Annotated in this window: 6 protein-coding genes; 4 read left to right on the top strand and 2 right to left on the bottom strand. The window is 60.6% G+C overall.

Annotated elements, in window-relative coordinates; translation table 11 throughout:
- The gene (locus tag V9K67_RS02100) at positions 1-1,455 is read left to right on the top strand and encodes a M48 family metalloprotease (RefSeq protein ID WP_336719738.1); all 1,455 of its coding nucleotides are present in this window, start codon (positions 1-3) and stop codon (positions 1,453-1,455) included.
- A gap of 110 nt (positions 1,456-1,565) precedes the next feature.
- Positions 1,566-3,563: a PAS domain-containing sensor histidine kinase gene (locus V9K67_RS02095; protein ID WP_336719737.1), complete on the top strand. Its 1,998-nt coding sequence runs from the start codon at positions 1,566-1,568 to the stop codon at positions 3,561-3,563.
- A gap of 26 nt (positions 3,564-3,589) precedes the next feature.
- On the opposite strand, the gene V9K67_RS02090 is transcribed toward V9K67_RS02095, so the two are convergent.
- Both V9K67_RS02090 and V9K67_RS02085 read right to left on the bottom strand, forming a co-directional pair.
- The gene (locus V9K67_RS02090) at positions 3,590-3,862 is read right to left on the bottom strand and encodes a hypothetical protein (RefSeq protein ID WP_336719735.1); all 273 of its coding nucleotides are present in this window, start codon (positions 3,860-3,862) and stop codon (positions 3,590-3,592) included.
- 68 nt (positions 3,863-3,930) lie between these two features.
- Positions 3,931-6,849 (bottom strand): SBBP repeat-containing protein, encoded by a 2,919-nt coding sequence (locus V9K67_RS02085; RefSeq protein ID WP_336719734.1) that lies wholly within the window; start codon positions 6,847-6,849, stop codon positions 3,931-3,933.
- A 443-nt stretch (positions 6,850-7,292) separates the two neighbouring features.
- On the opposite strand from V9K67_RS02085, the gene V9K67_RS02080 reads away from it, so the two are divergent.
- Entirely contained in the window at positions 7,293-10,565 is a 3,273-nt protein-coding gene (locus V9K67_RS02080) for a SusC/RagA family TonB-linked outer membrane protein (protein WP_336719733.1), read from the top strand.
- 34 nt (positions 10,566-10,599) lie between these two features.
- A complete protein-coding gene (locus tag V9K67_RS02075) occupies positions 10,600-12,768 on the top strand; it encodes a RagB/SusD family nutrient uptake outer membrane protein (protein WP_336719732.1) in 2,169 nt (722 codons plus the stop codon).
- The last annotated feature ends 37 nt before the right edge of the window (positions 12,769-12,805 follow it).

Below are 12,805 nucleotides of genomic sequence, written 5' to 3'. Positions count from 1 at the left end.
ATGAAAAGCATGGTTCTTACCGGCATAGCTGTCCTGTTTCTTTTTTCTGATTGTGCCCGCAACCCGGTGACGGGCAAGCGCGAAGTGGTGCTGATGTCGGAAGCCCAGGAACTCGCCATGGGCAAGGAAGCCGACCCGCAGATCGTGGCGCAGTTCGGCCTGTACGAAGACCAGGCGCTGCAGGATTTCATCACCCAGAAAGGCAAGGCCATGGCGGCCGTCTCGCACCGCCCGAACCTGGACTACCAATTCAGGATCGTCAACTCCGACGTGCTGAACGCCTTTGCCCTGCCGGGCGGCTATGTGTACTTTACCCGGGGCATCATGGCGCATTTCAACAACGAAGCCGAATTCGCCGGCGTACTCGGCCACGAGATCGGCCACGTGGCGGCCCGTCATTCCGTGGCCCAGCAGCGCAATGCCCTGCTGGGGCAGCTGGGCATCATCGCCGGGGTGATCGTGGCCCCCAACCTCGCCCAGTTTGCCGAAAGCGCTTCCCAGGGACTGGGACTGCTGTTGCTGAAGTTCGGCCGCGACGACGAGCGGGAGTCCGACCGCCTGGGCGTGGAATACTCCACCAAAATAGGCTACGACGCCCACCAGATGGCCCACTTCTTCAACACCCTGAAACGCCAGAGTGCGCAAAGCGGCTCCGAAGAACTGCCGCCCTTCCTCTCTACCCACCCCGACCCCGGCGAACGCAACCAGACGGTGGACCAGCTGGCCACCGAATGGCAGCAAAAGGCCCAACTGGCCGCGCCCAAAGTAGCCCGGGACGCCTACCTGAAGCGGATCGAAGGACTGGTATACGGCGAGGACCCGCGGGAAGGTTTCGTGGAAGCCGGCGTCTTTTACCACCCTACCCTCAAATTCCAGTTTCCCACGCCCTCCGGCTGGGCCCTCCAGAATACCCCGCAACGGGTACAGATGGCGCCTGCGGACGGCAAGGCCCTGTTGTACCTGACGCTGGCCCAGGGCAAGAGCCTGCAGGAAGCCGCCACGGCCCTGCTGCAGCAAAACAGCCTGCAGGCCGTGGAATCCAGGGAAACCACCGTCAACGGGCTGCCGGCCCTGGTGCTGGTCGCCGATCAGCAGGCGCAGCAACAGCAGCAGCAGCAACAACAGCCGGCCCTCCGGACTTTGTCCTACCTCATCCAGTATGGCGGGGTCATCTACCACCTGCTGGGCGTTTCCACCCTGGCCGACTTCCCCGCCTACCAGCCCCAGTTCACCAGTACGATGCAAAACTTCCGGCAGCTGACCGATGCGGCGAAGATCAACCGTAAGCCCGAACGCATCCGCATCAAAACCGTTTCCGCTTCGGCCACCCTGGAGCAGGTGCTGCGGCAATACGGCATTTCGGACAAGCGGCTGGAAGAACACGCCATCCTCAACGGCATGGCGCTGACCGACCGCCTCGCCCAGGGCACGCTGATCAAGGTAGTGGGCCAATAAAAATATATTTTAAAAAGCTTTGTTATGAATGTTGCAACACTGAACAATAACAGGATGGTTCTGCCTAATTTTGCAGCGCCCCTGCCAAGGGGTTACTAACCCCTTATTCTATGGAACGCAGAGTTTTTGAAGCCATGCCCGGCATCAGCGCCCTTCTCCGGCCCGATGCGCCTCAATTCACCATCCTGGCCGTCACCGACGACTACGTGCAGGTTACCGGCCAGGGCCGCGAAAACCTGGTGGGTAAGGAGTTTTTCGAAACCTTTCCCGCCGTTCCCGACCTCTACTCCCTGCCTCCCGAAGAAAAGCTGCGCGCCGCCATTCACCAGGTGCTGCTCCAGAAAGACAAGTGCCAATTGCCCGTGCTCCGCCATGACCGCGTGGAAGAAGACGGCCGCCTGACCGAAAAACACTGGACCGTCCTCCTTAAACCGGTGCTGGACGCCACCGGCGCCGTTCAATACATCATTTATTCCGCCGTGGACGTTTCGGACCAGGTGCGGGCCGAAAAAAGGATCGGCCGGATCAGGCTGGCCGAACAGTCCTACAACCTGTTCATGCAGGCCCCCGTGGCCATCTGCATCATCCGGGGGCCCGAACAGGTGATCGAGCTGGCCAACGATTCCGTGCTCGAGATCTGGCGCCGCGACCGCTCCGTTATCGGAAAAACCGTGCTGGAAGCGATGCCCGAGCTCCGCGATACCGTTTTTCCCGACCTGCTGCACCGCGTCCGCCGGGAAGGCCGGCCCCACTACGCCCAGGAAAGCCACGCCTGGTTTATCCGCAACGGCCGGGAAGAAAAAGTGTACTTCAACTTTGTGTACCAGCCTTATTACGAGGAAGGCCAGTCCGAACCGGTAGGCGTGCTGGCGGTGGCCAGCGAGGTCACCGAGCAGGTGGTGGCCCGAAAAAAAGTGGAGGAAAGCGAGCAACGCCTCCGCAACCTCATCTCCGAAGCTGCCGTGGCCACCGCCGTGTACACCGGCCCCGACATGAGGATCCAGTATGCCAATGACGCCATGATCCGGCTGTGGGGCAAAAACCCTTCGGTCATCGACAAGACCGTCCGGGAAGCCCTGCCCGAGCTGGAAGGACAGCCGTTCCACCAGTTGCTGGAACACGTCTACACCACCGGCGAAACCTATTGGGGCAAGGAAGACAAGGGCGAGATCGAAGTGGACGGCCAGCTGCAGACTTTTTATTTCAACTTTTCCTATAAAGCCCTGCGGGATGCCGACGGCCGGATCTACGGCATCCTCAACATGGCCATCGACGTCACCGAACAGGTGCTGGCGCGGCAAAAAGTGCGGGAGAGCGAAGCCAACCTCCAGCAAATGGTGGAGGAGCGCACCATTGCCCTGGCGAATAAAAACCGGGAACTGGAGCGCACCAATGCCAACCTGGAAGAGTTTGCCTATGCCGCCTCCCACGACATGAAGGAGCCGGTGCGCAAGATCCATTTCTTTGCCGACCGCCTGCAGCAGCGCCTCGACGGCAAGCTCGACCAGGAGGACCAGCGGCTGTTCGAACGGATGCGGCTGACCTCCCAGCGCATGGGCGCCCTCATCGACGACCTGCTCACCTTTTACCAGGTGAACCGCGGCATTACCCAGGCCGACGAAGTGGGCCTGGATGAAGTGGTGCAGCTGGTGCTGCAGGACCTGGACCTGGAAATAGAAGAAAAACAGGCCCGCATCCAGGTGGATGGGCTGCCCCGCATCCAGGGCCACAAGCGGCAGTTGCAGCAACTGTTCCTGAACCTGGCCGGCAACGCGTTAAAATACAGCAAGCCCGGCGTACCCCCGGAAGTCCGGATCAGCTGCCGCAGGATCAACGGCCGCGAAACCGGCCTGCCCCTGGCGCCGGGCGACCTGCAAAAACCTTATTACGTGCTGCAGGTGGCCGACAACGGCATCGGCTTCGAACAAAAGGACGCCGAGCGCATCTTCCATGTATTCACCCGCCTGCACAGCAACGTCTCTTACCGGGGCACCGGCATCGGCCTGTCCATTGCCCGCAAGGTGGTGGAAAACCATAAAGGCTATATCCTGGCGGAAAGCGAACCCGGCGTGGGCACGGCGTTCAAGGTATTTTTGCCCGCACCCTAAGTGCGCCGGCCAGGACGGCCCCGCCCTTACAGGGTCAGCAGCTCTGCGTTGCCCCACACCTTGCAGCCGTGCCCGAAGCGCGCCTTGCGCACCTCTTCGGGCGCCACGATCTCGAAGCGGTGGCAGGGAAATTCATTGGTAAAATATTCCACCACCTCCTCCGACAGGAACAGCCCGTACACCCAGGGGCCGGAGGCTACCAGGAAACAAAAGCAGTCCGGCGGCGTCCGGGCAATGAACTCCAGCAAGGCAGGTTTGGGGATTTCGGCCCGGAACGGGTAAATGCGGATAAACGACATAGAAGCGGTGACAACTGTAGTGAAACGCGAAAGTATTGAAACCCGCAGTATTTCACTCAATTGACCGCCTACCGCGAACGGATCATTTTATTCGTGGTCACCCACACCCCGGTACCGCTTTCCAGCCGGAGGGTGTAGTAATAAACGCCTTCGCGCAGAGGAGAGGCATCCACTTCGGCGGTATAAACGCCCGCCTTTGCCGATGCGTTGACCAGTGTCCTTACTTCTCTTCCCAGCAGGTCATAGAGTTTCAGGGATACCTGTCCTTCCACGGGAAGTTCATAGCGGATGCGGGCCGTGGCCGCCACCGGGTTGGGGAAATGGGACAGGCGGAAGGCCGCGGACAGCTCACCGGGCACGGTCTCTTCCCGGCCTGTAATGGCCCGGGCCGACGCCTGCGCATACTGGATCGGCAGGTAGTCGTTGCCGGTACCCGAGCCGATGCTCACCCCGGCCACATACACATGGCCATCGCTGCTGACGGCCAGGGCCGTGGCGGCATCATCGCCGTTGCCCGTGCCGTTGAACCGGTCGACCCACTGCTGCACGCCGGCGGCGTTGTATTTGAGGGTGGCGTAATCATATCCCGACCCGCTGCCGGAGCTTTTGCCGGTTACGTACACGTTGCCCCCTCCATCCAGGGCCAGGGCCGTAGCCGCATCCCCCCACTGATCGCCGTCCCCGTTATAGGTGCTTACCCATTGGGTGCTGCCGGCCGCATTGTATTTAAGGGTGGCATAATTCCCGTTGCTGCCTCCTGTAACGTACACATTGCCGGACCCATCCACGGCCAGGTCCCAGGCAAAATCCTCCAGCACGTGGTACCGGGCCTGCCATTGCTGCACACCGGCGGAATTGTACTTGATGGTAAGGTAATCGTTGTTGTTGCTGTAATAGTTGTTGTAGCCGGTAATGTACACATTCCCGCCGGCGTCCAGGGCGATGGCGGTGGCCCGGTCCGGGAAGAGGCTGGGGGTGGTGACGCGGGTCACCCATTGCTGCGCTCCCGAAGCATTGTACTTGACGGTGGTATAATCGCCCTGGCTTTCACCGGTGACGTACACGTTGCCGCCGGCATCCACGGCGATGGCGGCCGCTTCATCCTTGCCATTGGCCGGCCCGTTGTAGCGGGCCGCCCACAACTGTGCACCGTCCTTCGAATACTTCAGGGTGATATAATCCCTGCCGGTGGCGGCCCCGGTGCTGTAGCCGGTGACGTACACGTTGCCCCCTGCATCCAGGCAAACGGCCGTTGCATAGTCATCGCCTTTATCGGGGCCGTCGTAGCGCTTCGTCCATTTGACCGCCCCGGCTTTATCGTATTTGATCGTGGCCAGGTCTTCGTTGAAGCCGGCACCGCGGCTGGGCCCGGTTACGTGCACGTTGCCCGAAGCGTCCACGGCCATGGCCCGGGCCTCGTCATCGCCATTGCCGGGACCATTGTACCGGAGCACCCACAGGCGGGTACCGTCGGGACCGAATTTGCTGGTGACGTAATCCGAGCCGGTGCCCTCGCCCGTACTGCGGCCCGTCAGGTACACGTTGCCGGAAGCGTCGTAGCCGATGGCCAGGGCCGCATCATTGGAAAGGGTACCCGGCGCATTGAACCTCCTGACCCAGCTGATGTTTCCCGACGCGTTGTACTTCAGGGTCGCGAAATCTTCCTCGGTACAGCTGCCAGCACTCGCACCGGTCACATAAAGATTGCCGGAGCCGTCCAGGGTGGCGGCCAGGGCATGGTCCCGGCCGGCGCCAAAGCCGTTGTAGCGGGCCACCCACAGCTGCGCGCCCAGGCTGTTGTATTTGACGGTAAGGTAATCGTCGCTGGTCTGCGAAGCCCGGGTCTCCCCGGTGACATACACATTGCCCGAGCCGTCGACGTTCAGGGCATGCACCCAGTCGCTTTCGTCCACCGTCCCGTCCAGGGTGGATACCCACTGCAGCGCACCGGCCGCATTGTATTTAAAGGTGGTAAACACTTCGGTGCTTTCCTCGTGGTCGCCGCTGCTGCCGGCCACCAGCACGTTGCCGGAGCCGTCCACCACCAATGCCTTGGGGCTATCCAGCGTCCGGCGGTTCAGGATTCTTTCCCAAACCAGCCCGCCGGTAGCATTGTACTTCAGTGTGGCAAAGTCCTCCCAGTCCTCACCGTCCTCGTCCAGGTACACGGTAGTGTTGCCGGCAACATACACATTACCGGCGCCGTCCACCGCCAGGGCCTTGGCCTGGTCGCTGCCGTGCAGGGTGCCATCGTAGCGTTTGACCCATTGCTCGACGCCACCGGAAGTGTACTTTACGGTGGCAAAGTCGTTCGCCCGCCAAGTCGTCCCCCCTTCTTTACTGGCACCTGTCACATACACATTGCCCCCGCCGTCCACGGCCAGGGCATGAGGCTGGTCTTCGCCGCCATGGTCGTACCGGGCCGCCCATTTGAGGTTGCCCGAATTATCGTACTTGAGGGTGGCATAGTCCTTATCCGTGCTGGTGCCCATACTGTAGCCGGTCACATACACGTTGCCGGAACCATCGGCCGCAAGGGTCGTTACCTGGTCGACGCCATTGCCGGGGCCGTTGTAGTGCCGCACCCATTTCTGGCTGCCGTCCGAACCGTATTTGATCGTGGTAAAATCGCTTGGGGCTGTGGGCCCGCTGGTGGTCCAGCCGGCCACATTGATGCCGCCCGCGCCATCCACTTTTATCGCCAGGGCCACGCCCCGGGCGCCGGCCGCCCTGCTGTATTTTTTGACCCATTTCTGGCTGCCGTCCGAACCGTATTTGATCGTGGTAAAGTTGTCCTCGCTGATACCGGCCACATACACGTTACCCGATCCGTCCACCGCCACCGCCCGGGCCTCGTCCCGCGCCACGTGGCCGGTACCATTGTACCGCTTGATCCAGTCGCGGGTCAACTGGGAAAAACCAAGCAGGGGAAGCAGGAAAAGCAGGCAGGGAAGCAGGAGCCTCCGGAGGAGGGAAATTTTCGTCATAACCAAAAGTTTTAGAAGTGCTGACAGCATACAGTAGCCACAGGTTATGGAAAAACCCATTCAAAGGGAGGCAGACCAGCAGGAAATTACTTTTATCCGTACGTAAAAATACGTATTCACGTAAAAGGGAGCAACCGATCAGCTCACGTTCGTGCAGAAAAACAGGATTAAAACGCCGGGCCGATGCCGAAATAAATCAGCCGGCCTTCCCTGGAGGTGCAGGACAATTTGCCGGCTGCCTTTCTTTCCCCGGAACAGCCTCCGCATCATTTTCATTCTACGGCAAAGCTTAGATTTAAAAAATGCACTTAATTTGCTATGCTAACGATTATGCCGGGACAAACGTCCTGGGGATCAAAGATTAGCTGCTTAAGAAAACGACCAGACGACTGCTTCGAGGGGAATTGCCTGATTGTCCGGATGAATTTCTTAATAGCAGTAATATGAGTACATCTACCCCCCTGTGGCGAAACATCTTTGTTGTTTTGCTTCTCCTGATCTTCAGCTTTCACAGCTATGCACAAACGAAAACAGTAAGAGGCACGGTCACCAATGAGGCCGGCCTGCCGCTCCCGGGCGTGACCGTATCGGCGCCGGGCACCACTGCGGGCACCAGCACCAACGATTCGGGCCAGTACGTGCTCAGCGTGCCGGCCGGCGCCTCCACGCTGCGCTTCAGCAACGTGGGCTACGAGCAGCAGAACGTGACCCTTGCCGGCAGAACCGAAGTGAACACCGTGCTGCACAACATGACCGCCAACATGAGCGAGGTGGTGGTGGTGGGCTACGGCACGGCCAAGAGAAGCGACGTGACCGGGTCGGTCACCAGCGTCAGCGCCAAAACCCTGCAGGAACGGCCGGTGCAGAATGCCCTCCAGGGCATGCAGGGCAAGGCCAGCGGCGTGGACATCACCTCCAACCTCAGGCCCGGTGAAACCCCCAACATCCGCATCCGGGGCAACCGCTCGCTGACCGCCTCCAACGAGCCGCTCTACGTAGTGGACGGCATCCCCATCGTCAATGCCCTGGGCGTGACCTCGTTCACCATCAACGACATCAACCCCAACGACATCGCCTCCATCGAGATCCTCAAAGACGCTTCCGCCACGGCCATCTATGGTTCCCGCGGCGCCAACGGCGTGATCCTGGTTACCACCAAAAAAGGAGCGAAAGGAAGGGTAACGGTGAACTACAACGCCACTGTTACCGCCGACTGGTACAAATCCCTGACCGACTGGATGGACGGAGGCCAGTACGTCGACCGCTGGCGCGAATCCCTGATCAACGCCCGCCAGTACAAAACCGATATTCCCAACAACGGCGACCTGACCAAGGCCCCGGTCAGCTGGTACCCCGACCCGGCCCTCGATATCAAGGCCATGGCCCTGACCCCGGACCCGATCGCCCTGCAATCTGTGCTGATGGGTTATGAATGGGCGGACCGCATCGGCGGCACCGTAAAAACGCGGGCCACCACCGCCGAGGAAAAGGCCATGGGCTGGCCCGACCAGGTACCGGTGTACAACCCCGCCAACATCCGCAACTACGACTGGATCGACGCCGCCACCCGCACTGGCATGACCAACAGCCACCAGCTGTCGCTCACCGCCGGCACGGCCAACTCCAAGCTGGCCCTGTCGCTGGGCTATTTCGGCCAGAAAGGCGTGCAGCGCGACCAGGACTTCAAGCGCTACAACGCCAGCATCAACGGCGATATCACGCCGCTTAAATGGCTGACGCTGGGCACCTCCATCCTGGGCTCCTTCTCGCTGCAGAACTACGGCATCGTGCCCTCCAACAACTCCAATACGGGCAGCAAGGACCTCTTCGGTCGTGCCGCCAACCAGTTTCCCTTTGCCCAGCCCAAGGACTCGGCCGGCAACTGGATCACCAACCCGGGTCCCAACATCAACATCTGGAACCCCCTGATCGACCTGGAACAGGTAAAGAACGAACGGCGCACCTCGGCGGTGATGACCAACCTGTTCACCGACATCAAGTTCACCTCCTGGCTCCGCTACCGGCTGAACTTCGGCGTGCAGTACCGGCACTTCCGCAGCGGCTCGTGGACCGGCCCCCAGGCGACCCCTTACCTCACCAACCGGGCCAATACCGCCGGCTACAGCACCGACGAGAACTTTTCGTGGGTGGCGGAAAACCTGCTGTACGCGGATAAGACCTTCGGCGATCACGCCTTCGGCCTCACCCTGCTGCAATCCTCCCAGAGCTCGCGCAAGGAAAGCATCAACACCAGCGTAACGGGCGTCATCAACCCCCTGTCGCTCTGGTACGACCTGGCCTCCAACACCTCCGGCAACCCCGGCTACGGCACCGGCTTTACCGAAAACAGCCTGAGCTCCTTTATGGCCCGGGTAAACTATACCCTGATGGACCGTTACCTGCTGACGGCCTCGGGCCGCTACGACGGCTCCTCGGTGCTGGCTCCCGGACATAAATGGACCTTCTTCCCCTCGGCCGCCCTGGCCTGGAAGCTGCACGAGGAACCCTTTATGCGGGACCTGAAATTCATCAACGAACTGAAGCCCCGCCTCGGCTACGGCGTGGTGGGCAACTCGTCGGTGAACCCCTACACCACTTCGGGACCGCTCAGCCGCAACAACTACGTGTTCGCCTCCACCCCGGGTATCGGTTACCTGCCCCAGCTGGTGCAAAACCCCAACCTGGGCTGGGAAAAAACCGCCTCCCTCAACGCCGGCGTCGACTTCCGGATGCTGAACAGCCGCCTGTCGGGCTCGGTAGAAGTGTACGAGCACAATACCACCGACCTGCTCCTCACCCGTACCCTGCCGGCGGTTTCCGGCTATGTGCAAAAAATCGAAAACGTGGGCGCCACCCGCAACCGGGGCGTGGAAATTACCCTGAGCACCGTCAACATCCAAAAGGGCAACTTCTCCTGGAACACGGACCTCAACTGGAGCCGGAACCGCGAAGAGGTGGTGGAACTGATGAACGGCAAACAGGATATGGTGGCCAACAACCTCTTTATCGGTTACCCCGCACAGGTATTTTACCAGTGGCAAAATGCAGGGATCTGGGGCACCTCCGCCAAAGAGCAGGAAGAAATGGCCAAATGGCGGGCGAAAGGCGTGAACTTTTACCCCGGCACCATCAAGGTGGTGGACCAGAACGGGGACTACAACCTCGACGGCCAGGACCTGAGGATCGTGGGTACCAACCGGCCCAAATGGACCGGCGGCGTGACCAACACCCTGCGCTATAAGGACTGGACCTTCATTTCCTTTGTGTATTTCCGCTGGGGCCAGACCTATTTCGGGGCTTTCCCCAACAGTTTTGGCGGCTCCAATCCCAACGGCCGGGTGGAAAACGACGTCTGGTCGTGGACCAACCAGGGCGGCCGCTGGCCGATGCCCATGTCGGCAGGCGTCACCAATTACACCGGCACCATGCAGTACGACAAAGGCTCTTTCGGGGTCGTGCGGAATATTTCGCTTTCCTACAGCTTTCCCAAAAACATGCTCGGCCGCACGGGCCTCAGCAACCTGACGCTGAACGCCCAGGTGCTGAACCCCTTTATGTTCGGTCCCGGCGTGGTCAAAATGGGCCTCAACCCCGAAGACGATACCAACTGGACCACTGTTTCCGGCTCCTCCGGCAACACCAGCCCCATCGGCGGCAGCAACAACAACACCATCCTGCCCCAGAGCTTTGTCTTCAGCCTGAGAGCCGGCTTCTAAACCTTTCTACCGTTTACCAACAACGAAAGCAAACATGAAAAAACATATAGTGATCCCCATGCTTCTTGCCGTGGCGGCCCTGGCTTCCCTGGCGTCGTGCAAGAAGTTCCTGGAAGAAGAACAGGTGTCCAACCTGACGCAGAATTATTACAACAACGAAAGCGGCCTGAATTCGCTGATCAACGGGCTGTATGTATATGCCCGGGTAAAGCACGAGTGGGATGCCAACGGCGCCCGCCTCATTGAGCCGGAATCCGACGCCTACCAAAGCACCAACCTGGACTATGCCCGGGCGACGGCTACGGCCTACGGCGGCGAACTGAGCCTCATTGCCGGCAACGTGAATAACTACCTCGGCGCTGCCAACTCCAGCTTCGCCCCCATGGGCGCCTACCCCCACATCAACAACTGCAACATCGCCCTGGACGTGCTCGACAACACCGCCCCGGGCAAGTTCGGCTCGGACGCCACCTTCCGGAACCAGCGGCGGGCCGAAGTGCTGTTCCTGCGCTCCTGGGCCTACTACCTCATCTCCAACCAGCTGGGCGACGTGCCCCTGCTGCTGACCCCCCGGCGGGAAGACATAGGCGTGTACAACTACCCGAAAGCAAAACTGGAAGACATCTACAAACAGATCCTCTCCGACACGCGCTGGGCGTACGACAACCTGCCCGCCACCCAGTCCGACAGGGGACGGGCGACCAAGTGGGCCGCCGGCCATTTCCTGGCCAAGCTGTACCTCAACCGGGCCCAGGCCGCGCCCTTCCAGAACAGCGCCGAGCAACACCTCAAAATGCTGTATAAAGGGACAGTAGCCACCGACCTGGATTCCAGCATCTTCTTCGCCACCGAGGTCATCAACGCCATGGGCGGCGCCTCTGGCCTTGCCCCCGACTACTGGACCCTGTTCGACCCGAAGTCGGAAACCAACCCTCACAAGGAGATCCTGTGGTCGGCCCAGTTTGACATCAACACCTCGCTGAACGGGCGCTTCAACAACCGCTCGGTCAACTACCATATCGGCGATTATACCAACCAGACCGGCGTGATCCGCTCCATGGCCTACGGCCGGCCCTTCGGCACCTTCAAGCCCACCGACTGGGGCTACGACGTGTTTCGCGACAAGGTGAACGACTCGCGCTATTACAAAACCTTCCAGTACGAGTATGTCAGCAATGCCGCCAGCCTGACCAGCAGCACTTCGTTCACCTGGAGCGCGGCCGCCGCCTCCTGGTGGAATGCCAACAAACCGGCCACCGAAGCCACCGTGAAATCGGGCGACAAACGGATCCTCCCGGGCCAGCGGGCGCTCATTTACCTGGAAAACCAGCGGGACGAAGCCCTGGATTCCGCCCTGGTCATGAGCCAGCCCTACCAGTTTATCGTACGCTGGATCCGCTCGGCCGCTACCGGCAGGTATTACTACCGGAAATTTATCGACCAGACCGACATGGGCCTGGCCAACAGCCGCCAGGCGCCTTACCTGTCGTCCAAAAAATACGTGGACCCGTTGCGGGGCGGCAGCGCCGATGAAGCCAATTTCAACAGCGAGTCGGGTACCCGCGACGCCATCCTGATGCGGCTGGCCGAAACCTTCCTTATCCGGGCGGAAGCCTACGGAAGAAAAGGGCAGTACGCCCTGGCGGTGGCCGACATCAACGTGCTGCGCCAGCGCGCCGCCTACAAAACCGGCGAATCCCGGCCCGCCGTGCTGGTACAATGGGAACCCAAAGCCAGCACCCTGCCGGCAGGCGAGCGGATCGCTCCTTACACCGCCTCCAACAGCTACAACGCCATCGCGGTGACGGAAGCTTCTTTTACCCCGGGTTCGCCCCAGGCGCTGGCCGAAGGCTATATTCCCTCCGCCACCACCATGGAGCAACAATTCATTCACTTCATCTACAACGAAAAGGAACGGGAATTTTTATCCGAAGGCCTGCTCTGGGAAGACCTGCACAATGCCGGCCTCCTGTACGACCGGGTGGTGAACCTGAACCAGACGGCTTCGCCCCTGACCGGCCGGTGGCCGGTGGCTGCCAATACCGCTGCCGGCAACGGCCAGGATGGTAACGGCAAAGGACAATACCAAAAGCATTACACCTTCCGCCCCTGGCCCAACGCCTACCTGGTGCAGCTGACCGACGAAAAGGGACAGCTCCTCAGCGCCGAGGCCCGGAAAGCGTATCAAAACCCGGGGTATTAACCTCACCCCCGGCCCCTCTCCATCTGGAGAGGGGTGC

The organism is Huijunlia imazamoxiresistens (genome assembly GCF_037132455.1).
GTDB classification, from domain to species: Bacteria; Bacteroidota; Bacteroidia; order Chitinophagales; family Chitinophagaceae; genus Flavisolibacter; species Flavisolibacter imazamoxiresistens.
This window is presented reverse-complemented; position numbering and strand designations above follow the sequence as displayed.